At 40.9% G+C, this 24,417-nt stretch carries 21 protein-coding genes, 9 tRNA genes and 1 rRNA gene; 29 read left to right on the top strand and 2 right to left on the bottom strand.

All coding sequences use genetic code 11. The features are described 5' to 3' along the window. The first annotated feature begins 10 nt into the window (after positions 1-10). From rrf to pepC, 29 genes are all read left to right on the top strand, one after another. Positions 11-126 (top strand): 5S ribosomal RNA (gene rrf / locus GEZ84_RS07540). Between the two features lie 4 nt (positions 127-130). Then, a tRNA-Val gene (locus tag GEZ84_RS07535) sits at positions 131-203 on the top strand. 2 nt (positions 204-205) lie between these two features. Further along, positions 206-278, top strand: a tRNA-Asp gene (locus GEZ84_RS07530). A gap of 24 nt (positions 279-302) precedes the next feature. Then, positions 303-375 (top strand) — tRNA-Lys (locus GEZ84_RS07525). Positions 376-380: 5 nt separating this feature from the next. Then, positions 381-462, top strand: a tRNA-Leu gene (locus tag GEZ84_RS07520). A gap of 18 nt (positions 463-480) precedes the next feature. Further along, a tRNA-Thr gene (locus GEZ84_RS07515) sits at positions 481-553 on the top strand. Positions 554-575: 22 nt separating this feature from the next. Then, positions 576-647, top strand: a tRNA-Gly gene (locus GEZ84_RS07510). Positions 648-654: 7 nt separating this feature from the next. After that, positions 655-740 (top strand) — tRNA-Leu (locus GEZ84_RS07505). Between the two features lie 11 nt (positions 741-751). After that, a tRNA-Arg gene (locus tag GEZ84_RS07500) sits at positions 752-825 on the top strand. 15 nt (positions 826-840) lie between these two features. Continuing rightward, positions 841-914: transfer RNA gene (locus GEZ84_RS07495), tRNA-Pro, on the top strand. Between the two features lie 655 nt (positions 915-1,569). Continuing rightward, entirely contained in the window at positions 1,570-1,776 is a 207-nt protein-coding gene (locus GEZ84_RS07490) for a hypothetical protein (protein ID WP_025169876.1), read from the top strand. After that, entirely contained in the window at positions 1,773-1,967 is a 195-nt protein-coding gene (locus tag GEZ84_RS07485) for a hypothetical protein (RefSeq protein WP_153224070.1), read from the top strand. Before GEZ84_RS07490 ends, GEZ84_RS07485 begins: the two co-directional genes overlap by 4 nt. After that, complete coding sequence (locus GEZ84_RS07480) at positions 1,954-2,838, top strand: ABC transporter ATP-binding protein (RefSeq protein WP_153224069.1); 885 nt, start codon at positions 1,954-1,956, stop codon at positions 2,836-2,838. The genes GEZ84_RS07485 and GEZ84_RS07480 overlap by 14 nt, the downstream gene beginning before the upstream one ends. Position 2,839: 1 nt before the next feature. Then, positions 2,840-3,577 carry an ABC transporter permease gene (locus tag GEZ84_RS07475; RefSeq protein ID WP_153224068.1) on the top strand — a complete coding sequence of 246 codons (738 nt, stop codon included), beginning with the start codon at positions 2,840-2,842 and terminating at the stop codon, positions 3,575-3,577. Beyond that, the gene (locus GEZ84_RS07470; protein WP_153224067.1) at positions 3,577-4,674 is read left to right on the top strand and encodes a sensor histidine kinase; all 1,098 of its coding nucleotides are present in this window, start codon (positions 3,577-3,579) and stop codon (positions 4,672-4,674) included. Before GEZ84_RS07475 ends, GEZ84_RS07470 begins: the two co-directional genes overlap by 1 nt. Position 4,675: 1 nt before the next feature. Further along, complete coding sequence (locus tag GEZ84_RS07465; RefSeq protein ID WP_000772076.1) at positions 4,676-5,275, top strand: response regulator transcription factor; 600 nt, start codon at positions 4,676-4,678, stop codon at positions 5,273-5,275. Between the two features lie 478 nt (positions 5,276-5,753). Then, entirely contained in the window at positions 5,754-6,167 is a 414-nt protein-coding gene (rpsL, locus tag GEZ84_RS07455) for a 30S ribosomal protein S12 (RefSeq protein WP_001142332.1), read from the top strand. Between the two features lie 19 nt (positions 6,168-6,186). Further along, on the top strand, positions 6,187-6,657 hold the full coding sequence (gene rpsG / locus GEZ84_RS07450; protein WP_000087873.1) for a 30S ribosomal protein S7: 471 nt from the start codon (positions 6,187-6,189) through the stop codon (positions 6,655-6,657). 279 nt (positions 6,658-6,936) lie between these two features. Continuing rightward, positions 6,937-9,018 (top strand): elongation factor G, encoded by a 2,082-nt coding sequence (fusA, locus tag GEZ84_RS07445; RefSeq protein WP_153224066.1) that lies wholly within the window; start codon positions 6,937-6,939, stop codon positions 9,016-9,018. Between the two features lie 103 nt (positions 9,019-9,121). Further along, the gene (locus GEZ84_RS07440; RefSeq protein ID WP_153224065.1) at positions 9,122-13,513 is read left to right on the top strand and encodes a PolC-type DNA polymerase III; all 4,392 of its coding nucleotides are present in this window, start codon (positions 9,122-9,124) and stop codon (positions 13,511-13,513) included. A gap of 87 nt (positions 13,514-13,600) precedes the next feature. Then, positions 13,601-14,125 (top strand): DnaA ATPase domain-containing protein, encoded by a 525-nt coding sequence (locus tag GEZ84_RS07435; RefSeq protein WP_153224064.1) that lies wholly within the window; start codon positions 13,601-13,603, stop codon positions 14,123-14,125. 107 nt (positions 14,126-14,232) lie between these two features. Continuing rightward, on the top strand, positions 14,233-15,183 hold the full coding sequence (locus GEZ84_RS07430) for a helix-turn-helix transcriptional regulator (protein ID WP_153224063.1): 951 nt from the start codon (positions 14,233-14,235) through the stop codon (positions 15,181-15,183). Positions 15,184-15,190: 7 nt separating this feature from the next. Next, positions 15,191-16,504 (top strand): DUF262 domain-containing protein, encoded by a 1,314-nt coding sequence (locus GEZ84_RS07425; protein ID WP_153224062.1) that lies wholly within the window; start codon positions 15,191-15,193, stop codon positions 16,502-16,504. Then, the gene (locus tag GEZ84_RS07420) at positions 16,498-18,378 is read left to right on the top strand and encodes a DUF262 domain-containing protein (protein WP_153224061.1); all 1,881 of its coding nucleotides are present in this window, start codon (positions 16,498-16,500) and stop codon (positions 18,376-18,378) included. Before GEZ84_RS07425 ends, GEZ84_RS07420 begins: the two co-directional genes overlap by 7 nt. A 228-nt stretch (positions 18,379-18,606) precedes the next feature. Then, complete coding sequence (locus GEZ84_RS07410) at positions 18,607-19,848, top strand: aminopeptidase (protein ID WP_153224060.1); 1,242 nt, start codon at positions 18,607-18,609, stop codon at positions 19,846-19,848. A gap of 9 nt (positions 19,849-19,857) precedes the next feature. Next, entirely contained in the window at positions 19,858-20,088 is a 231-nt protein-coding gene (locus tag GEZ84_RS07405) for a GlsB/YeaQ/YmgE family stress response membrane protein (protein WP_000580443.1), read from the top strand. Positions 20,089-20,108: 20 nt separating this feature from the next. Continuing rightward, positions 20,109-20,312: a hypothetical protein gene (locus GEZ84_RS10890; RefSeq protein ID WP_228113027.1), complete on the top strand. Its 204-nt coding sequence runs from the start codon at positions 20,109-20,111 to the stop codon at positions 20,310-20,312. A gap of 89 nt (positions 20,313-20,401) precedes the next feature. Next, the gene (locus tag GEZ84_RS07395) at positions 20,402-21,124 is read left to right on the top strand and encodes a pseudouridine synthase (protein ID WP_153224059.1); all 723 of its coding nucleotides are present in this window, start codon (positions 20,402-20,404) and stop codon (positions 21,122-21,124) included. A 111-nt stretch (positions 21,125-21,235) separates the two neighbouring features. Continuing rightward, complete coding sequence (gene pepC, locus GEZ84_RS07390) at positions 21,236-22,570, top strand: aminopeptidase C (RefSeq protein ID WP_153224058.1); 1,335 nt, start codon at positions 21,236-21,238, stop codon at positions 22,568-22,570. A 55-nt stretch (positions 22,571-22,625) separates the two neighbouring features. Here pepC and GEZ84_RS07385 read toward each other — a convergent pair whose 3' ends face one another. Next, the gene (locus tag GEZ84_RS07385; RefSeq protein ID WP_061424506.1) at positions 22,626-23,537 is read right to left on the bottom strand and encodes a PTS system mannose/fructose/sorbose family transporter subunit IID; all 912 of its coding nucleotides are present in this window, start codon (positions 23,535-23,537) and stop codon (positions 22,626-22,628) included. A gap of 14 nt (positions 23,538-23,551) precedes the next feature. Further along, the gene (locus GEZ84_RS07380; protein WP_001280329.1) at positions 23,552-24,364 is read right to left on the bottom strand and encodes a PTS mannose/fructose/sorbose transporter subunit IIC; all 813 of its coding nucleotides are present in this window, start codon (positions 24,362-24,364) and stop codon (positions 23,552-23,554) included. Between the last annotated feature and the right edge of the window lie 53 nt (positions 24,365-24,417).

Genomic DNA, 24,417 nt, shown 5'->3' with positions numbered 1-24,417 from the left:
TTACTCAGAGTTAAGTGACGATAGCCTAGGAGATACACCTGTACCCATGCCGAACACAGAAGTTAAGCCCTAGAACGCCGGAAGTAGTTGGGGGTTGCCCCCTGTGAGATATGGAAGTCGCTTAGCTCTAGGGAGTTTAGCTCAGCTGGGAGAGCATCTGCCTTACAAGCAGAGGGTCAGCGGTTCGATCCCGTTAACTCCCAAAGGTCCCGTAGTGTAGCGGTTATCACGTCGCCCTGTCACGGCGAAGATCGCGGGTTCGATTCCCGTCGGGACCGTTTAAGATAACGCAAGTTATTTTAGACTCGTTAGCTCAGTTGGTAGAGCAATTGACTTTTAATCAATGGGTCACTGGTTCGAGCCCAGTACGGGTCATATATGCGGGTTTGGCGGAATTGGCAGACGCACCAGATTTAGGATCTGGCGCTTAACGGCGTGGGGGTTCAAGTCCCTTAACCCGCATTAAGATATAATAAATGAGCCGGCTTAGCTCAGTTGGTAGAGCATCTGATTTGTAATCAGAGGGTCGCGTGTTCAAGTCATGTAGCCGGCATTTTTAGATAGAAGAAAACAGTGCGAACGTAGTTCAGTGGTAGAACACCACCTTGCCAAGGTGGGGGTCGCGGGTTCGAATCCCGTCGTTCGCTTAGAGAGGCCGGGGTGGCGGAACTGGCAGACGCACAGGACTTAAAATCCTGCGATTGGTAACGATCGTACCGGTTCGATTCCGGTCCTCGGCATAATATAATGAGCACCCTTAGCTCAACTGGATAGAGTACCTGACTACGAATCAGGCGGTTAGAGGTTCGACTCCTCTAGGGTGCATTTTTCTTTTTAACTCGGGAAGTAGCTCAGCTTGGTAGAGTACTTGGTTTGGGACCAAGGTGTCGCAGGTTCGAATCCTGTCTTCCCGATTAATTATCTGGATACTTGAGGTATCTTTTTTTCTTCTTTGTCAACTGTAGTGGGTTGAAGAAAAGTTAAGCTCTAGAAAGGACAAATTTCGTCCTTTCTTTTTTCTACAACAAAATAGGCTCCATAATATCCATAGGGGATTTACCCACTACAAATATTATAGAGCCTCTTTTTTTTATGTTTAGAGCCATATTATTTATCTTAAGGGAGAATCAGTTTGCTTCTATCTTTTTTGGGTAAAAGTAATTCATGTTATAAAATGATAGTCAATTAAAATTATAGTATTTTTTGTTGCTAGGCTTTTTAATAACTACTGTTGTGTAGGTATACACATTGAAATGAAAGAGTTTTTATAAATCTTACTAATTTTTAAGAAAGCAATAAAAAATCTTTTGGCACAACGTATAATATATGTGCTTATAGGATAAAAATTTCAATTCTTGAGTTTTTAAATGAGTATTATTTTACGTTATAGTATGAATTGGATTTCATATCACTTTGAAGGAAATGAATATAGATTCTTATCTATTAGTGTTTTGTTGTGTAATGTTTCTTGATTCTTTTAAACAGAACCTTTTATGACATTTGTCATATCTCCTTATGACAGAAGCTTCTAGTGGCAGTAGCTTCAAAGAATTATAATAGATGTATCAAATGGAGGAAGGAAAAATGAAACATAAAGTAATTGTCGCAATGAGTTTAGTAGCAGCAGGAGTCATGACTTATCTCATGTTTTCAGGATTAGATGAAGGAGTTTATCATTTTCCTTGGGAGCTATTTGCTGGCTTTGGGATGATGTCTTGGCTTGTCAGAGAAGGTTTGAAATTAGTCTCAGATGTGAAAAAGGAGTTTGAGGAATGAAAAAAGCAATCATCTATTTCTTTATTGGACTGTCACTAGTGGTATGGTTGGTAGAAATGTTTACAGGTTGGTTTGATCAAGCCTTCCTTCACCAATTCATCCGTGGTGCCTGGGGATTAGGATTTATGATTTTTATCGCCTTTCCGATGGGAAAGGAGTGGCTGGAAGGAGAATATCATGAACATGATTAAGGTACAAGGCTTAGATAAAAACATCAAGGGAAAGGCTGTTTTGAAGGATATTTCCTTTGAGGTAGCTGAAGGTGAATGTGTCGCTTTGATTGGGCCAAATGGTGCTGGTAAGACGACACTTTTGGACTGTTTACTTGGAGATAAACTGGTCACCAGTGGACAAATATCTATCCAAGGATTGCCAGTGACGAGCTCTAAGTTAGACTATACAAGATCCTATCTTCCTCAAGAGAATGTGATTGTTCAGAAATTAAAGGTCAAAGAGTTGATTGCTTTCTTTCAACGTATCTATCCAAACCCCTTGAGCGAGCAGGAAATCAATCAACTATTGCAGTTTGATAAACAACAAAAAGACCAGTTTGCAGAAAAATTGTCAGGTGGGCAAAAGCGTCTCTTTTCTTTTGTCTTGACCTTGATTGGGCGACCAAAGCTTGTCTTTTTAGATGAGCCAACTGCTGCCATGGATACCTCTACCCGTCAACGTTTTTGGGAAATTATTCAGGATCTAAAAGCGCAGGGAGTTACCATTCTCTATTCGTCCCATTACATCGAAGAGGTAGAGCATACAGCGGACCGAATCTTGGTCTTGAATAAGGGAGAGTTGATTCGCGATACAACACCTCTAGCCATGCGCAGTGAGGAGATTGAAAAGCACTTTATTCTTCCTCTGGCATACAAGGAAATTGTTGAGCAGTCTAACTTGGTTGAAAACTGGGTACAAAAACAAGATGCTCTGCAAGTAGTCACACTAGAGGCAAATGCTTTTTGGGAACTGTTAGTTCAAGCAGGATGTAGCATACAAGAAATCGAAGTTAATAACCGTAGTTTGCTAGATACAATCTTTGAAGAAACACAAAAGGGAGATGACTAAGATGAAACGATGGATCGCACTAAACAAGATAGAATTTCTATTGACCAAACGACAATTAGTCTATTATCTATTATCCGTAGGGATGCCGACAGCCTTCTATTTATTCTTTTCAGGCATGTACCAGGAAACACCAGGTGGACCCGCGAATTTTATGCGCGACTACCTCATCTCCATGACGGCTTTTTCCATGATGTCGACAGCTATGTTTTCATTCCCAGTTGTTTTACATACCGACAAGATCAACAACTGGCAGAAAATATTACGTCATAGCCCTGTAAATATGGTAGAATATTATCTATCAAAGATAACAAGTATGATAGCTGATTATTTGGTCTCAATTCTGGTTGTTTTCTCAGTTGGGCATTTTGTAAGAGGTGTGGATATGTCTCTTGGAAACTGGATTGGGGCTGCAATTTTACTGATAGTAGGAAGTATTGCCTTTGTAGCGCTTGGCTTGACCTTGACACTCTTGCCTTCTAGTCAGCTGATGTCTGTCGTGGGCAATCTTCTTTACTTTGGCTTGGCTGTTTTAGGCGGACTCTGGATGCCTGTCTCTTTATTTCCAGACTGGATGCAAGCAATCGGGAAGTGTCTACCAACTTATCAGTTGATGGAGTTGCTCAAGACCTTCTTAAACGAGGGTAGCATCAATCTATCAGCCACAGTTTATCTACTTGTTTTTTCAGCAGTTTTGTTTGGTTTGACCATTTACCTTCAAGGTCATAAGGAGAATGCTTAATGCTTGAAAGACTGAAAAGCATACATTATATGTTTTGGGCCAGTTTAATTTTTATGATTTTCCCCATCCTACCTGTAGTGACTGGGTGGCTTCCTGTCTGGCATTTATTGATTGATATTCTATTTGTAGTGGCGTATTTGGGTGTTTTAACAACTAAGAGCCAGCGCCTATCTTGGCTATATTGGGGCATCATGCTGGTCTATGTAGTTGGGAATACTGCCTTTGTTGCTGTAAATTATATCTGGTTTTTCTTTTTCCTATCCAATCTCTTAAGTTATCATTTCAGCGTAGGTGGTTTAAAGTCTTTACATGTCTGGACTTTTCTTCTTGCTCAAGTCCTTGTTGTGGGCCAACTGTTGATTTTTCAGAGAATCGAAGTTGAGTTTCTATTCTATCTACTTGTAATTCTTGCTTTTGTCGATTTAATGACTTTTGGCTTGGTTCGGATTCGTATTGTGGAGGATTTGAAAGAAGCTCAGGCTAAGCAAAATGCCCAGATAAATCTATTGCTTGCTGAAAATGAACGCAGTCGTATCGGTCAAGATTTGCATGATAGTCTGGGGCATACCTTTGCTATGCTTAGTGTCAAGACAGATTTAGCCTTGCAGTTATTTCAGATGGAGGCTTATCTACAGGTGGAAAAGGAATTAAGAGAAATACAGCAAATTAGCAAAGAATCAATGCGTGAAGTGCGAACCATTGTGGAAAATATTAAGTCTAGAACTTTGACATCCGAACTAGAGACTGTGAAAAAGATGTTAGAAATTGCTGGAATTGAGGTGGAAATAGCTAATCAACTAGATACAGCTAGCTTAACTCAGGAATTGGAGTCAACGGCTTCCATGATTTTGCTTGAATTAGTGACCAATATCATCAAACATGCTAAAGCGTCTAAAGTCTACTTGAAATTAGAACGGACAGAGAAAGAACTCATTCTAACAGTGAGAGATGATGGCTGTGGCTTTGCTTCTATAAAGGGGGATGACCTCCATACAGTTCGAGATCGTGTTCTTCCATTTTCGGGAGAAGTAAAGGTAATTAGTTGGAAACAACCGACAGAAGTTCAGGTTCGACTACCTTATAAGGAGAGAAACTAAGATGAAACTACTTGTTGCAGAAGATCAAAGTATGTTGCGAGATGCCATGTGCCAGTTGCTCACGCTTCAACCAGATGTAGAGTCTGTCTTACAAGCCAAGAATGGGCAAGAAGCAATCCAACTATTAGAAAAGGAGTCTGTAGATATCGCCGTTCTTGACGTAGAAATGCCTGTTAAGACAGGTCTTGAAGTCTTGGAGTGGATACGAGCAGAAAATCTAGAAACAAAGGTGGTTGTGGTGACAACTTTCAAGCGTCCTGGGTATTTTGAACGTGCGGTCAAGGCTGGAGTAGATGCTTATGTATTAAAAGAAAGAAACATTGCAGACCTCATGAAAACCTTGCATACCGTCCTCGAAGGACGCAAGGAGTATTCGCCTGAATTGATGGAAGTGGTGATGACGCACCCCAATCCATTAACGGAACAAGAAATCGCAGTTTTAAAGGGAATCGCTCAGGGCTTCTCTAATCAAGAAATTGCAGATAAACTTTATCTATCCAACGGAACAGTCCGAAACTATGTCACCAATATTCTTTCGAAACTAGATGCAGGTAATCGAACAGAGGCAGCTAATATCGCGAAAGAATCGGGTTGGTTGTGATGATATAATATTTTTTTGAACATTATGTGCTAAAATCGATGGGATGGGATTGAATGGAACAATACCAAACTTTAGGAGGGGGGATTCCTCCTTTTCTTTCTTTTAGAAGCGGGATACCAGAGCTGAAATTGGTAAATTCCCAAACTAACTTCCACTGGTTTTACTAATGCTTGATTTCATCGCTTTGTAGCCGAAAGGAATCGAAAAAAAGAGCGCACAAAATCCCCTCATCTGAAAGCGTTTCAGATTAAGTTCCGCTATGGTGGAAGTTACTTTGAGAAGTTACCATTAACAATAAAAAAGAAAAATATCTTGACAACCAAGGGAAAATTTTGTTACAATAATAGACGGTACTTTTTACTTTTGGTCTCTCAAGAGTGTACAGGGACGTGCTGACAAATGTTGCAAAAGTACACACAGATGATAGCTGTCACCAAGTGTATCATCACCAAAAATAAAAAAACACAGGAGAATGTAGATGCCTACAATTAACCAATTGGTTCGCAAACCGCGTAAATCAAAAGTAGAAAAATCTAAATCACCAGCTTTGAACGTTGGTTACAACAGTCATAAAAAGGTTCAAACAAATGTTTCTTCACCACAAAAACGTGGTGTTGCAACTCGTGTTGGAACAATGACACCTAAAAAACCTAACTCAGCCCTTCGTAAATTCGCTCGTGTACGTTTGAGCAACCTTATCGAAGTTACTGCCTACATTCCAGGTATCGGACACAACTTGCAAGAGCACAGCGTGGTGCTTCTTCGCGGTGGACGTGTAAAAGACCTTCCAGGGGTACGTTACCATATCGTCCGTGGTGCACTTGATACTGCAGGTGTTAACGATCGTAAACAAGGCCGTTCTAAATACGGTACTAAACGTCCAAAAGCATAAGGAAAGGGGATAAAGAGAAATGAGTCGTAAAAATAGAGCTCCAAAACGTGACGTATTGCCAGATCCGCTTTACAATTCACAACTAGTTACTCGTCTTATCAACCGCGTTATGCTTGATGGTAAACGTGGTACAGCTGCTTCAATCGTTTACGGTGCCTTTGAGCAAATCAAAGAAGCTACTGGTAACGATGCACTTGAAGTATTTGAAACAGCTATGGAAAACATCATGCCTGTACTTGAAGTACGTGCACGTCGTGTTGGTGGTTCTAACTACCAAGTCCCAGTTGAAGTTCGTCCAGAACGTCGTACAACACTTGGACTTCGTTGGTTGGTAACAATCGCTCGTCTTCGTGGTGAACACACAATGCAAGACCGTCTTGCAAAAGAAATCTTGGATGCTGCTAACAACACTGGTGCAGCTGTTAAGAAACGTGAAGACACTCACCGTATGGCTGAAGCTAACCGTGCATTCGCACACTTCCGTTGGTAAAATCATGATGCTAGGAACGGTAAGGATGCAAGGTGAGAATAGGAAACTGACGCAGTATTCGATGAATACAAGGAAGTTTATCTTTTTCACACAGCATCCCGTTCCAGCTCAAATGGGCTAACGAACTTTAGCCCGAGTTCAATTCAACTTGTAGATCTACAAGTCGAAACCAACAATAGCATGAAAACATTGAGAACGGGTAGGTCCTGCCTATCCGTTTTTATTAAAATCGTGTTATAATAGAATAGAAATCAAAAATAAATAGGAGAAACAAACCTCATGGCACGCGAATTTTCACTTGAAAAAACTCGTAATATCGGTATCATGGCTCACGTCGATGCTGGTAAAACAACAACTACTGAGCGTATTCTTTACTACACTGGTAAAATCCACAAAATCGGTGAAACTCACGAAGGTGCGTCACAAATGGACTGGATGGAGCAAGAGCAAGAACGTGGTATCACTATCACATCTGCTGCGACAACAGCTCAATGGAACAATCACCGTGTAAACATCATCGACACACCAGGACACGTGGACTTCACAATCGAAGTACAACGTTCTCTTCGTGTATTGGATGGTGCGGTTACCGTTCTTGACTCACAATCAGGTGTTGAGCCTCAAACTGAAACAGTTTGGCGTCAAGCAACTGAGTACGGAGTTCCACGTATCGTATTTGCCAACAAAATGGACAAAATCGGTGCTGACTTCCTTTACTCTGTAAGCACACTTCACGATCGTCTTCAAGCAAACGCACACCCAATCCAATTGCCAATCGGTTCTGAAGATGACTTCCGTGGTATCATCGACTTGATCAAGATGAAAGCTGAAATCTATACTAATGACCTTGGTACAGATATCCTTGAAGAAGAGATTCCAGCTGAATACCTTGACCAAGCTCAAGAATACCGTGAAAAATTGGTTGAAGCAGTTGCTGAAACTGACGAAGAATTGATGATGAAATACCTCGAAGGTGAAGAAATCACTAACGAAGAATTGAAAGCTGGTATCCGTAAAGCGACTATCAACGTTGAATTCTTCCCAGTATTGTGTGGTTCTGCTTTCAAAAACAAAGGTGTTCAATTGATGCTTGATGCGGTTATCGACTACCTTCCAAGCCCACTTGATATCCCAGCAATTAAAGGTATTAACCCTGATACAGACGCTGAAGAAACTCGTCCAGCATCTGACGAAGAGCCATTTGCAGCTCTTGCCTTCAAGATCATGACTGACCCATTTGTAGGTCGTTTGACATTCTTCCGTGTTTACTCAGGTGTTCTTCAATCAGGTTCATACGTATTGAACACTTCTAAAGGTAAACGTGAACGTATCGGACGTATCCTTCAAATGCACGCGAACAGCCGTCAAGAAATTGACACTGTTTACTCAGGTGATATCGCAGCTGCCGTTGGTTTGAAAGATACTACAACTGGTGACTCATTGACAGATGAAAAAGCTAAAATCATCCTTGAGTCAATCAACGTTCCAGAACCAGTTATCCAATTGATGGTTGAGCCAAAATCTAAAGCTGACCAAGACAAGATGGGTATCGCCCTTCAAAAATTGGCTGAAGAAGATCCAACATTCCGCGTTGAAACAAACGTTGAAACTGGTGAAACAGTTATCTCTGGTATGGGTGAGCTTCACCTTGACGTCCTTGTTGACCGTATGCGTCGTGAATTCAAAGTTGAAGCGAACGTAGGTGCTCCTCAAGTATCTTACCGTGAAACATTCCGCGCTTCTACTCAAGCACGTGGATTCTTCAAACGTCAATCTGGTGGTAAAGGTCAATTTGGTGATGTGTGGATTGAATTTACTCCAAACGAAGAAGGTAAAGGATTCGAATTCGAAAACGCAATCGTCGGTGGTGTGGTTCCTCGTGAATTTATCCCAGCGGTTGAAAAAGGTTTGGTAGAATCTATGGCTAACGGTGTTCTTGCAGGTTACCCAATGGTTGACGTTAAAGCTAAGCTTTACGATGGTTCATACCATGATGTCGACTCATCTGAAACTGCCTTCAAGATCGCGGCTTCACTTGCCCTTAAAGAAGCTGCTAAATCAGCACAACCAGCTATCCTTGAGCCAATGATGCTTGTAACAATCACTGTTCCAGAAGAAAACCTTGGTGATGTTATGGGTCACGTAACTGCTCGTCGTGGACGTGTAGATGGTATGGAAGCACACGGTAACAGCCAAATCGTTCGTGCTTACGTTCCACTTGCTGAAATGTTCGGTTATGCAACAGTTCTTCGTTCTGCATCTCAAGGACGTGGTACATTCATGATGGTATTTGACCACTACGAAGATGTACCTAAGTCAGTACAAGAAGAAATCATTAAGAAAAACAAAGGTGAAGACTAATTAGTCCTCCCTCTAGAAGGAAGTCACTTAGTGGCTTCCTTTTGTCTTTAGAAAATACCTCTAAATATGGTAAAATAGTAGAAGAATAATGTGAGGAAAATGAATGTCAAATAGTTTTGAAATTTTGATGAATCAACTGGGGATGCCTGCTGAAATGAGACAGGCTCCTGCTTTATCACAGGCTGATATTGAGCGAGTTGTGGTTCATAAAATTAGTAAGGTATGGGAGTTTCATTTCGTATTTTCTAATATTTTACCGATTGAAATCTTTTTAGAATTAAAGAAAGGTTTGAGCGAAGAATTTTCTAAGACAGGCAATAAAGCTGTTTTCGCAATCAAGACTCTGTCTCAAGAATTTTCAGATCAGCTCTTGCAGGCCTATTATAGAGAGTCCTTTTCTGAGGGGCCATGTGCTAGTCAAGGTTTTAAATCTCTTTATCAGAATTTGCGAGTTCGTGCCGAAGGAAATCAGCTCTTTATTGAAGGTTCCGAGGCGATTGATAAGGAACACTTTAAGAAGAATCATCTTCCTAATTTAGCTAAACAACTTGAAAAGTTTGGTTTTCCAACTTTTAACTGTCAAGTCGAGAAGAATGATATCCTGACTCAAGAGCAAGAGGAGGCCTTTCATGCTGAAAATGAGCAGATTGTTCAAGCTGCCAATGCGGAAGCGCTCCGTGCTATGGAACAACTAGAACAGATGGCGCCACCTCCAGCGGAAGAGAAACCAGCCTTTGATTTTCAAACGAAAAAAGCTGCAGCTAAACCCAAGCTAGATAAGGCAGAAATTACTCCTATGATCGAAGTGACGACTGAGGAAAATCGTCTGGTCTTTGAAGGGGTTGTGTTTGATGTGGAGCAAAAAGTGACTAGAACAGGTCGTGTTTTAATCAACTTTAAAATGACGGACTACACTTCAAGTTTTTCTATGCAAAAGTGGGTTAAGAACGAGGAAGAGGCACAAAAGTTTGATCTAATTAAGAAAAATTCTTGGCTCCGAGTTCGTGGGAATGTGGAGATGAATAACTTCACACGCGATTTGACTATGAACGTGCAGGATGTACAGGAAGTTGTTCACTATGAGCGGAAGGATTTGATGCCAGAAGGTGAGCGTCGGGTTGAGTTTCATGCTCATACTAATATGTCGACCATGGATGCTCTACCAGAGGTCGAAGAAATCGTTGCGACAGCTGCTAAGTGGGGACATAAGGCGGTTGCCATCACGGATCATGGGAATGTCCAGTCCTTCCCACACGGCTATAAGGCGGCCAAGAAAGCGGGAATCCAGCTAATCTATGGAATGGAAGCCAATATCGTGGAGGACCGTGTCCCTATCGTCTATAACGAAGTGGAGATGGACTTGTCAGAAGCGACCTACGTGGTTTTTGACGTGGAAACGACAGGACTTTCAGCTATCTATAATGATTTGATTCAGGTTGCGGCCTCTAAGATGTACAAGGGGAATGTTATTGCCGAATTTGATGAATTTATCAATCCTGGGCATCCCTTGTCAGCTTTTACTACTGAGTTGACTGGAATTACAGATGACCATGTCAAAAATGCCAAGCCACTGGAACAAGTTTTGCAAGAATTCCAAGAATTTTGTAAAGATACGGTACTAGTTGCCCACAATGCGACCTTTGACGTTGGATTTATGAATGCTAATTATGAGCGTCATGGTCTTCCTAAAATTAGCCAGCCAGTTATTGATACGCTGGAGTTTGCTAGAAACCTTTATCCTGAGTATAAACGTCATGGTCTCGGGCCTTTGACCAAGCGATTTGGTGTGGCTTTGGAACATCACCACATGGCTAACTACGATGCGGAAGCGACTGGTCGCCTGCTTTTCATCTTTATCAAAGAGGTGGCAGAAAAACATGGTGTGACCGATTTAGCTAGACTCAACATTGATTTGATTAGTCCAGACTCTTATAAAAAAGCTCGAATCAAGCATGCGACCATTTATGTCAAGAATCAAGTAGGGTTAAAAAATATCTTTAAGCTGGTTTCCTTGTCTAATACCAAGTACTTTGAAGGAGTGCCACGGATTCCAAGAACGGTTCTAGATGCTCATCGGGAAGGTTTGATTTTAGGTTCAGCTTGCTCTGAAGGTGAAGTTTTTGATGCAGTCGTTTCCCAGGGCGTGGATGCGGCGATTGAGGTGGCCAAGTATTATGACTTTATCGAGGTCATGCCCCCAGCTATCTATGCTCCCTTGATTGCCAAGGAGCAGGTCAAGGATATGGAGGAACTCCAGACCATTATCAAGAATTTGATAGAGGTTGGGGACCGTCTTGGCAAACCTGTTCTGGCTACGGGGAATGTCCACTATATCGAACCAGAAGAAGAGATTTACCGTGAAATTATCGTCCGTAGTTTGGGACAGGGGGCTATGATTAACCGAACCATCGGTCATGGAGAACATGCCCAACCGGCACCACTTCCAAAGGCTCATTTTAGAACGACTAATGAAATGTTGGATGAATTTGCCTTCTTGGGAGAGGAACTAGCTCGGAAATTGGTTATTGAAAACACCAATGCCTTGGCAGAAATCTTTGAACCCGTTGAGGTTGTTAAGGGTGACTTGTATACGCCTTTCATTGACAAGGCTGAAGAAACGGTCGCTGAATTGACCTACAAGAAAGCTTTTGAGATTTATGGAAATCCGCTGCCAGATATTGTCGATTTGCGGATTGAAAAAGAACTAACGTCTATTCTGGGGAATGGATTTGCTGTGATTTATCTGGCATCGCAGATGCTGGTGCAACGTTCCAATGAACGGGGTTATTTGGTGGGTTCTCGTGGTTCTGTCGGTTCTAGTTTCGTTGCGACCATGATTGGGATTACGGAGGTCAATCCTCTATCTCCTCACTATGTCTGTGGTCAGTGTCAGTATAGTGAGTTTATCACAGATGGTTCTTACGGTTCAGGATTTGATATGCCCAATAAGGACTGTCCAAACTGTGGTCACAAACTCAGTAAAAACGGACAGGATATTCCGTTTGAGACTTTCCTTGGTTTTGATGGGGACAAGGTTCCCGATATTGACTTGAACTTCTCGGGAGAAGACCAGCCTAGCGCCCACTTGGATGTGCGTGATATCTTTGGTGAGGAATATGCCTTCCGTGCAGGAACGGTTGGTACGGTGGCTGCCAAGACTGCCTATGGTTTTGTCAAGGGTTACGAGCGGGACTATGGCAAGTTTTATCGTGATGCAGAGGTGGAGCGCCTCGCTCAAGGTGCGGCTGGTGTCAAGAGGACGACAGGACAACACCCGGGGGGAATCGTTGTTATTCCGAACTACATGGATGTCTACGATTTTACGCCTGTCCAGTATCCAGCAGATGACGTCACGGCTGAATGGCAGACCACTCACTTTAACTTCCATGATATCGACGAGAACGTCCTCAAACTCGATGTACTGGGACATGATGATCCGACTATGATTCGGAAACTCCAAGACTTGTCTGGTATTGACCCTAATGAAATTCCTATGGATGACGAAGGCGTGATGGCCCTCTTTTCTGGGACAGATGCGCTTGGGGTAACACCTGAGCAAATTGGAACGCCGACGGGTATGCTGGGGATTCCAGAGTTTGGAACAAATTTTGTACGTGGAATGGTAGATGAGACCCATCCGACAACCTTTGCGGAGTTGCTTCAGTTGTCAGGGTTGTCCCACGGTACCGACGTTTGGCTGGGTAATGCCCAAGATTTGATTAAACAAGGGATTGCTGACCTATCAACCGTTATCGGTTGTCGGGACGACATCATGGTTTACCTCATGCATGCGGGTCTCGAGCCTAAGATGGCCTTTACCATCATGGAACGGGTACGTAAGGGCTTGTGGTTGAAGATTTCCGAAGAGGAACGAAATGGCTATATCGAAGCTATGAAGGCTAATAAGGTGCCAGAGTGGTATATCGAGTCCTGTGGGAAAATTAAGTACATGTTCCCTAAAGCCCATGCGGCAGCCTACGTTATGATGGCCTTGCGTGTAGCCTACTTTAAGGTCCATCATCCCATTTATTATTACTGTGCTTACTTCTCAATCCGTGCTAAGGCTTTTGATATCAAGACCATGGGTGCGGGCTTGGATGCCATTAAGCGCAGAATGGAAGAAATCGCTGAAAAACGGAAGAACAATGAAGCTTCTAATGTGGAAATTGATCTCTATACAACTCTTGAGATTGTCAATGAGATGTGGGAGCGTGGTTTCAAGTTTGGAAAACTCGATCTCTACCGTAGTCAGGCGACAGAGTTCCTCATCGATGGGGATACCCTCATTCCGCCATTTGTAGCAATGGATGGTCTGGGAGAGAACGTTGCCAAGCAGCTGGTACGAGCGCGTGAAGAGGGAGAATTCCTCTCTAAAACAGAATTGCGCAAACGCGGTGGACTCTCATCAACTTTGGTTGAAAAGATGGATGAAATGGGCATTCTCGGCAATATGCCAGAGGATAACCAGTTGAGTTTGTTTGATGAATTGTTTTAAAAAATTGCTTATTTTGATCAAGTGGACAAAATATGTCCACTTGATTTGTTATAATTCTCTTAAAAATAATAGAAAAGAGAGTATAATATGGTGGATCAAGAAATTTTAAATTCTCATGTGTCAATTGAAGAGGAGATTTATAATTTTGAAAAAGGCTTGAAAGATGATGGGAGTGATTGGACCGGATTCCCACAAATAGACTTAAAAGAAGATTCTCAATGTATTTACATTCGCGGTATTTCAGAGACTGACAGATGGCATTTGATTTATTATACGTTAACTAAAATAAAACCTGCTACTCCAATAGCATCACTTGTATATTATCGAGTGAGAGATAATTTGATTTTTTCTAAACATAGTCAATGGATAAAACTGCAAATGGGGTATACAGAGTATGACTTGATTTTTCTGGAGGGAGTTCAATTTTTGGGAGAAGCTGATCAAAGGGTACAGGAATACTGGATGCAGCAATTCAAAGAGAGTAAGAAAAGAAACAAACTCTTCATTGTATATTCAGACTGCTTACCCGAAGACTTAAAAAATATGCCTGAATCCGTAGTTGAGTTCTTCGAATCTGGCATAGTGGTACAGTTGAAATCATCTAAGGGCTAGTTTATTTTGCTTTAATCGTTTTGAATATAAAGTGCTAGTTAGACTATAGAAGTGATAATAATGTACTGGAAATAGTATTGTTTGAATAATATGTAGAAGGACTGCAAATGAATGATCAAGAGAGACTGCTAACGATTTTTTTACGTTTACAGTTTGGGACTCCGTTAGGAAAAAAGCAACTGGCTCAGGAATTTGAGGTTAGTGAAAAGACGATACAGAGAGATTTTTCGCTACTCCGTGATATTTTATCTAGTAACACCAGTTATAGTGGAGATTTGCTTTATAACCGTAAAACGAATAAGTATTGTTTATCTAGTAAGTCAGTTTTTAATAAAAAGGATATTCTAGTTATTTCAAAGATTTTATTGGAAAATCGAGCACTGAACAGACCAGAAATTGCTAGCTTACTAAATAATTTACTGAACTTAGTTCCTCGTGATGATCGGAAAGAAATCGAGCAGATTATTGGCAGTGAAAAGCTGAACTATGCTCCCTTAACGGATCAACAAAATAGAATAGAGAAAATTTGGAATTTATCAGAAGCTATTTTACATGAACAGGTTCTAGACATTATCTATCAAAAACCTTATTCTGAGTCTTCTAAGAGGCAGACTGTTTTGCCAGTCTCTCTTTATTATGATAGTCATTATTTCTATCTGGTTGTTTACCAGTTGAAACATGCTACTTATATTACTTTAAGAGTAGACCGTATCCAGTCATGGTCTCTTAGTGGTATAGAGAAACCCTCTATTTCTTATCGAGATAAATTTAGAGATGGTGACATTCGTAACGAGAGAGTAGATGCTTTTATAGGGAAGAAAATCAGTATTGAAATTGAGTACTTGTACGATCCGACGATTGTGATGGATCAATTTCCAAATGCAAAAATAGTTGGGAAAAATGGTGACTGGACTCATTTTAAATTTGAAAGTCAGCACACACCAGGGCTTAAACGCTGGTTGCTGGGGCAAGGAGAAGCGGTTACTGTTTTGTCTCCTCGGATTTTAGTAGAGGATATGAAGCGAACAGTTCAAGAGATGATAGATAAATATAAATGAGGATAAAATGAGTATTCAATTTACTTCTAAAAAGGTTGGTGAACTATTGAAAAAAGGGGATTTGCGAATTCCTTCTTATCAAAGACCATATAAATGGAACAGAAAACATATCCGTAATCTTTTTTATGATTTACGAGATGCTATGGGGAAAAAGGAATATCAGATTGGTTCCGTTATCTTACATAAAAATGATGGATATTTAGATATTGTCGATGGACAGCAACGGCTAATTTCAATTTCTTTGTTTCTTCATTTATTAGATGATTTAGTGAATTATAAGGGTGCTAAGCAACTGCTGAGTGCTGCTGTATTTGGGGAGCTATCTTGCTATCATGCGAGTGAAAATTATAATGAGTGGAAAAATTTAACTCAATTAGTTGGCGAAAAGGAGGCAAAAGATATTTGCAACTTTTTATTAGAGAATTGTGCTGTCTCTGTGATTACTATGCCACAGGCACGATTATCAGAGGCCTTTCAGCTATTTGATTCTCAGAATAATCGTGGAAAATCTCTAGAACCTCATGATTTGCTCAAAGCCTATCATCTTCGCAAGCAAGCTTCCGAAGATGAAAGAATTGTGGAAAAGTGGGAGCAATTTGTAGAGGATAAAGAGTTAAGTCTCAAAGAGTTGTTTGATAAACATCTTTTTCGTATGAGACGTTGGTCGCGAGGAGAGACAGGATTAACAAACAAGCGTTATGGCTCTTATCTCCGTTTTACAGAGGATTTTATTGACGATTTTAAAGGCGTTGATTTGAATCAGAACTTTCCATATCTAGAATTGTATCGTCATATTGAAAATTTTCCTATGTCAATTACTATGCCAATCATTGATGGAAGTAAATTTTTTGAGTATATTGAATCTGCTCATGAAACTATTAGAGTTCATAAAAATTTTTTAAATAAACAGTTAGGGGTCTCTAATGAGTCAGAGGAGGAAGAAAAAAATGTAGCTTACCCAGAAGGTATGTTGAACATTTACAATAGCTCAAAAGGACGCTACCTCAAGTGTCACAATATATTCTTAAATATTTGTTCACTTTTTGCAGATAGATTTGGAAAAGATGAGTTATCAAAGGAGATAGTAGAGACCTTGTTTATTTGGTCTTATTACCCACGAGTTAAGTCTAAAGCTATATATGATGCAACGGTAGGGAAATACGCCGCTGGTGGAAGTTTTAGACAAAAAGAGGCTCAAAAGCTATTTCAACTTTTATCCCATGCTGTTACTCCGAATGATTTCATGATCAAGATAGATAGAGAATTATTTGAAAATTATACTGTGAACAAGATTATAGAAGAGGAAAAAGATAAATGGTAGAAACACATATCAGCTTATCAGTTAATCGTTTGTTAAATGAAGATACCTATGCTATCCCTCTTTATCAGAGAAATTTTGCTTGGACTTATGATGAAATTGAGCAGTTATTGAATGACGTAGCAGATGCTTTTCAAGAAAATAGAGACAATTATTATATTGGAACATTAGTCGTTAATAAAGAGAATGACATTTTCAAAATCATAGATGGGCAACAACGAACAACCGCTCTTAATTTGATTGCCTTAGCTTTGAAGCATGAGTTTGGTTTTGATAGATTGAAAGCTGTCAATCTTACCTTCCCAGCTAGGAAGAAATCAAATAAGAATATTCAAGATTTATTTTCCAAGAAAAAAATTTTAGAGGGTGATGAAAATGAGCTGACTAGAGGTTATGGACATGCTAAAGACGCATTGAAAAAAGTGTTAGAAGAGCGCCAATTGAATCCTCAGTCTTTCGTTAATTATCTTTTTGGAAAGGTCATCATTTTTCGGAGTATACTTCCTGAAGATTTAGATTTGAATCTTTATTTTGAACGTTTCAATTCTCGAGGAGAACAACTAGAGGCTCATGAGATTCTTAAGGCGCAAATGATGGCTAAGTTCGGTACAGATCAAGAAATGGCACAAAAATTTGCGAAAATCTGGGATGCCTGTGCAGAGTTTGATAAGCCGGCAGCAAGTCATTTTAAGATGCGACGGAAGAGAGCAGATGACTTTCAAGAACGTGAATGTATTTTTGGATGGCACTTTTCGAATTACTCATTTAAAAATATTTATGATGATATTGATTTTTATCAAGATAAAAGGAGAAAATTATCAGATATATTAGAAAAAAAGATAAATGAAGAAATTATAGAAGTAGAAAAAGATTTTGGAGATTATACTACAGTCATTGATTTTCCAACATTCTTACTCCATGTATTGGCAATTGCGGAAGGTAAGAAAACTGATGATATTCAACTAGATGATAAGAAACTCTTAGCACTATTTGATATAAAAAATAAAGATAAAACTTGGGTTATTGAATTTAGTGAATTTCTTCTTAGAATAAAACACATTTTCGATAATTACATCGTTAGAAACTCGAATATGGATTCTTCAAGTAGAAATAAGGATGAATGGTTTTTACAGAAGGGGACTTATTATGAATATCAACCAAATGGAAAATCTAAAGAGCATTACATAGTCGAAGAACGTTTTACTAATAATACGTTTTCGGATTCGGAGATTAACAAAAACATTATCCTCCTCCAATCCATGTTTGCTGTGACCTTTACTGCCAATCGTGATAGTCGTTGGTTATATGAAATCTTGCAATTCCTGTTTAACCATATTGAAGAGTTAAATCAAACAGAATTTGCTAGTCTCTTTAAGGATTTTCTTGAAAAAATGGCAGTGAGATATGCTGAGGAAAGATTGTTTACCGAAGATAAAAGTATCAAAAAATATGGTGCAATTCCTGTTTATGTTTTTAACTTTGTGGATTATGTTTTGTGGAAAAATCGTGCCGAATTAGAGAAAGAGTACAAGGATATTAATTTTGATCATTTCAAATTTGCTTATCGTCGCTCCATAGAGCATTGGTATCCTCAGAATCCAAATGGACAGGATGGAGAAAGCCAATTACCTGCGGAATTTTTACACTCCTTTGGTAATCTTTGTATCATTACCGATAGTCAGAATTCCCGGTTTGGCAACTCCTATCCAGAGGCTAAATTAGAGCAATGGGAAAGAGAAGGGATATTCCCTCGTCAGAGTTTAAAATTACAGATGATGGCAAAGATAACTTCTAAAAAAAATAGATGGGATATTTGTGAGATTCAATCTATGGAAAAAGAAGTGGAAAGATATGTACAAAATTTTTGTAATAGCTAATTAAAACAAGCTTCAGTAAGCTTGTTTTTTAAAATACCAATATATGTGATATACTAGTAAGGGAAGGATTTTGTAAAAGACAAACCAGCTCAAAAAGTTTTTGACTATCAGCTAGAACTTGCTGATCAAACAATTCTTCTATCAACAGCACTCTTGTCTGGTACTATTGCACTAGCAGGGCTACTTTCTGCTTTGAAAGAAAAATAAAAATAGAAAAGAGAAAACAACATGGTTTTACCAAATTTTAAAGAAAATCTAGAAAAATATGCGAAATTGTTGGTTGCAAATGGAATCAACGTGCAACCTGGTCACACTTTGGCTCTCTCTATCGATGTGGAGCAACGTGAGTTGGCTCACTTAATCGTCAAAGAAGCTTATGCCTTGGGTGCGCATGAGGTTATCGTTCAGTGGACAGATGATGTCATTAACCGTGAGAAATTCCTCCATGCTCCGATGGAGCGTCTGGACAATGTGCCAGAATACAAGATTGCTGAGATGAACTATCTTTTAGAGAACAAAGCTAGCCGTCTTGGGGTTCGTTCATCTGATCCAGGTGCCTTGAACGGAGTGGATGCTGACAAGCTTTCAGCTTCTGCTAAAGCTATGGGACTTGCTATGAAGCCAATGCGAATCGCAACTCAATCCAACAAGGTTAGCTGGACTGTAGCAGCCGCTGCTGGACTTGAGTGGGCTAAGAAAGTCTTTCCAAATGGTGCGAGCGACGAAGAAGCAGTCGATCTCCTTTGGGACCAAATTTTCAAAACTTGCCGTGTCTACGAAGAAGATCCTGTTAAGGCTTGGGAAGAGCATGCAGATATCCTCAAGAGCAAGGCAGATATGCTTAATAAAGAGCAATTTTCAGCCCTTCACTACACAGCGCCAGGTACAGATTTGACCCTTGGTTTGCCGAAGAACCATGTTTGGGAATCAGCTGGTGCTATCAATGCACAGGGCGAAGGATTCTTACCAAATATGCCGACAGAGGAAGTCTTCACAGCACCTGACTTCCGTCGCGCAGATGGTTATGTAACTTCTACAAAACCACTTAGCTATAACGGCAATATCATTGAAGGTATTAAGGTGACCTTTAAGGATGGACAAATCGTAGATATCACTGCTGAGAAGGGTGATCAGGTCATGAAAGACCTAGTATTTGAAAATGCGGGTGCGCGTGCCTTGGGTGAATGTGCCTTGGTACCAGATCCCAGCCCAATTTCTCAGTCAGGCATTACCTTCTTTAACACCCTTTTCGATGAGAATGCTTCAAACCACTTGGCTATCGGTGTAGCCTATGCGACTAGCGTCGTTGGTGGTGCAGAGATGAGTGAAGAGGAGCTTGAAGCTGCGGGGCTTAACCGTTCAGATGTGCACGTTGACTTTATGATTGGGTCTAGTCAAATGAATATCGATGGTATCCGTGAGGATGGGACACGTGTACCACTCTTCCGTAACGGAGATTGGGCAAATTAAGGAGACAAGATGATAGGAAGTATGTTTGTTGGTCTCCTAGTGGGATTCTTGGCAGGTGCTTTGACCAATCGTGGAGAACGAATGGGATGTTTTGGAAAAATGTTTCTCGGATGGATTGGTGCCTTTATAGGCCACTTGCTTTTTGGGACTTGGGGACCGATAATAGCAGGAACTGCCATTATTCCGGCAGTACTAGGTTCCATGATTGTCTTAGCGATTTTCTGGAGACGAGGAAGTTAAGTTCCTAAATCTGATACTCAATGAAAATCAAAGAGCAAACTAGGAAACTAGCCGCAGGTTGCTCAAAGCACTGTTTTGAGGTTGTAGATAGAACTGACGAAGTCAGCTCAAAACACTGTTTTGAGGTTGCAGATAGAACTGACGAAGTCAGCTCAAAACACTGTTTTGAGGTTGCAGATAGAACTGACGAAGTCAGTAACATATATACGGCAAGGCGATGTTGACGCGGTTTGAAGAGATTTTTGAAGAGTATGAAACGAAAAGGAGGTTGGTCATTGTACCAGCCTCCTTTTGAGTATGATATAATAGTTCTATGAGATTAGATAAATTTTTAGTTGCCTGCGCTGTGGGGAGCCGGACTGAGGTCAAAAACTTGCTCAAGGCTGGGCGCGTGACGGTAAATGGTAAAAAAGAGAAATCAGCTAAATTGCAGATTGATGAAGAAAGAGATGAGATTCGCTTTGATGGGCAAGTGTTGGAGTATGAAGAGTTTGTCTACTACATGATGAATAAGCCCCAAGGAGTTATCTCAGCGACTGAGGATCCTAAGCACAGAACCGTTCTGGACTTGTTGGATGATATTGCTCGGAGTAAGGAAGTTTTCCCAGTAGGACGCTTGGATATTGATACACATGGTCTTCTACTCTTGACCAATGATGGCCAGCTTGCCCATGCTCTTCTTTCGCCCAAGCGTCATGTGGACAAGGCTTATCAGGCACAAGTCAAGGGAATCATGACCCAAGAAGACGTGGAGACATTTGCCAAGGGTATTTCTCTCAAAGACTTTACCTGTCAGCCCGCTAGACTGGATATTCTTTCCACAGATCCAGAAAAGAATCAAAGCCAAATTCGTGTGACCATTGCAGAAGGGAAGTTTCATCAGGTGAAGCGTATGGTGGGCTACTGTGGCAAGGAAGTAGTAGACCTACAGCGTTTGACTATGGGAACTTTAGTCTTGGATGAGAACTTACAACAAGGGGAATGGCGTCGCTTGACCAAGGAGGAATTAGAGGTTCTCCTTGCAAGTATTGCTTAGTTTGGTTTATATTAGAAAAAGGTGAGGGAGAATGTCCTTGCCTTTTATGTTTTTCAGTTGCTTCCTTTGTGAAAAGAGTTATAATAGACTGTAGAATAAAAGGAGGAATCTATGAACGCGATTCAAGAATCATTTACTGATAAATTATTTGCCAACTATGAAGCAAATGTAAAATACCAAGCGATTGAAAATGCTGCTAGCCACAACGGAATTTTTGCAGCCCTAGAGCGTCGCAAGAGCCATGTAGACAATACGCCTGTTTTCTCATTGGATTTGACTAAGGACAAGGTAACCAACCAGAAGGCTTCTGGTCGTTGCTGGATGTTCGCAGCCCTCAACACCTTCCGTCACAAACTCATTTCACAATATAAATTGGAAAACTTTGAGTTGTCACAAGCCCACACTTTCTTCTGGGACAAGTATGAGAAATCAAACTGGTTCTTGGAGCAAGTCATTGTGACTGCAGACCAAGACTTGACGAGCCGTAAGGTTAAATTCCTACTCCAAACACCACAACAAGACGGTGGTCAATGGGATATGGTCGTTGCCCTCTTTGAGAAATACGGTGTTGTTCCCAAGTCAGTCTATCCTGAATCTGTTTCATCAAGCAGCAGTCGTGAGCTAAATGCTATTCTCAACAAATTGCTTCGTCAAGATGCTCAAATCTTGCGTGACTTGCTTGCTTCTGGTGCAGACCAAGCGACTGTTCAAGCTAAGAAAGAAGACCTCTTGCAAGAAATCTTTAACTTCCTTGCTATGTCACTAGGGCTTCCACCACGTAAATTTGACTTTGCTTATCGCGATAAAGACAACAACTACCAAAGTGAAAAGGACACTACACCACAAGAGTTTTACAAGAAATATGTCAATCTTCCTCTAGAAGACTACGTTTCTGTTATCAATGCTCCAACTGCTGATAAACCTTATGGCCAATCTTATACAGTTGAGATGTTGGGGAATGTTATTGGTAGCCGTGCAGTTCGTTACATCAACGTGCCGATGGAACGCTTGAAAGAATTGGCAATTGCTCAAATGCAAGTAGGTGAGACTGTTTGGTTTGGTTCAGATGTCGGTCAGCTCAGCAACCGTAAAGCTGGAATTCTTGCGACAGATGTTTATGACTTCGAATCAAGCATGGATATTCAATTCACTCAAGACAAGGCTGGACGTTTGGACTACAGCGAAAGCTTGATGACCCACGCTATGGTCTTGACAGGTGTTGATTTGGATGAAAATGGCAAGTCAACCAAGTGGAAGGTTGAAAACTCATGGGGAGACAAGGTTGGTACAGATGGTTACTTTGTTGCCTCAGACGCTTGGATGGATGAATACACTTACCAGATTGTTGTTCGCAAAGAATTGCTGACAGCAGAAGAACAAGCTGCCTATGAAGCAGATCCAATTGTGCTTGCACCTTGGGATCCAATGGGAGCCTTAGCAAAATAAAAACATAGAAAAAAGGAATCAGATTTTAGAATCTGGTTCCTTTTGAGTTTCTTGATTACATGATACCGAAGAAACGAGCTGCGATACCTACTGCAAAGAGTGCAAGAATGATTGAGATTGGTGATACTTTTTTCTTAAGCAACCACATGCAAAGGAAAGTAAGGAGAAGTCCCATCAATCCTGGAATCAATGAGTTCAACTGTCCTTGAAGGGTTTGTGGTTGAATCTTATCTAGGCTCAATCCACCAAGTGCTTGACCAAGGATACCTTTCAATTCAGCACCTGATACAGCTCCTTCTGGGAAGTTGATGTAGGCACCTTCAGCCAGTTGTTTACCTGGAAGGTTAACAGTGAAGTTAATCGATACCCAACGTTGCACAAGAACGGCAAGGATGAACATACCAAGGATAGAAGCACCTTTAGTGATGTCTTTCAAGATACCACCAGACATGTCTTTAGTGATTTCAGATCCAGCTTTGTAACCAAACTCTTGTGTGTACCATAGGAAGGCCATACGGATAGCATTCCATCCGAAGAAGAAGAGAAGTGGCCCAACCAAGTTACCAGATGCAGCAAGTGATGCACCAAGGGCTCCAAGGATAGGACGAACTGTGAACCAGAATACTGGGTCACCGATACCAGCAAGAGGTCCCATCATACCGATTTTAACCCCTTGGATAGCAGCGTCGTCGATTTCAACACCGTTAGCACGTTCTTCTTCAAGTGCAAGAGTAACCCCCATGATTGGAGCAGCTACGTATGGGTGAGTGTTGAAGAACTCAAGGTGACGCTCAAGAGCAGCAGCTTGGTCTTCTTTAGTAGTGTACAATTTTTTGATAGCTGGGATTAATGAATAAGTCCAACCCAAGTTTTGCATACGCTCGTAGTTCCAAGAACCTTGAAGGAATTGTGAACGCCACCAAACTTTTTTACGATCTGATTTTGATAATTGAAGTTTTTCAGTCATGATTGTTCCCCTTTCTAGTAGTCTTCTAGGATATCCCCGATTGGGTCGTTAGAAGTCGCAGCTCCTCCGCCACCGTTACCACCTTGTTTTGAAAGGTTAAGGTAGATGAAGGCAAGGGCAACACCGATTACACCAAGGGCAATCAAAGTCAATTGAGAAATGGCAGCAAAAGCAAAACCGAGTGCGAAGAATGGCCATACTTCACGAGTTGCCATCATGTTGATAACCATAGCGTAACCAACGGCAACGACCATAGCACCACCGACAGCCATACCACCATTCAACCAGTCTGGCATCAATTTAAGAGCGTCTTGAACGGCAGAAGCAGGGATAGCGATAAGGAAGGCAGCAGGGATAGCAATACGAAGACCTTGAAGAAGAAGTGCGATAAAGTGAGCACGTTCAACAGCCGCAATATTTCCTTCTTTTGCAGCAGCATCTGCAGTATGAACCAAACCAACTGAGATTGTACGAACAATCATAGTCAAGAAAAGTCCAGCTACGGCAAGAGGGATAGCTGTTGCTGTTGCAACGGCGATACCTTCAGTAGTAAAGTTACCACCTTTGATCAAGATGATTGCTGCGGCAACAGATGCAAGAGCAGCGTCAGGAGCTACGGCAGCTCCGATGTTTGCCCAACCAAGGGCGATCATTTGAAGTGATCCACCAAGCATAACACCTGCTTCGAGGTTACCAGTTGCAAGTCCGATAAGGGTACAAGCGACGATTGGTTGATGGAATTGGAATTGGTCGAGGATACCTTCAAGACCTGCAAGGAAGGCAACAACTACAACCAAGACAGCAGAAATAATTGAAATATCTGACATGGTTTTATTCCTTTTCTATTTAATGATAATAAAGTGAAAAATTTTCTTAGAAT

Source organism: Streptococcus mitis, assembly GCF_009496155.1.
Classification (GTDB): domain Bacteria; phylum Bacillota; class Bacilli; order Lactobacillales; family Streptococcaceae; genus Streptococcus; species Streptococcus mitis_BQ.
Note: the sequence above shows the minus strand (reverse complement) of the source record. Positions and strands in the feature narration are given on the sequence as shown.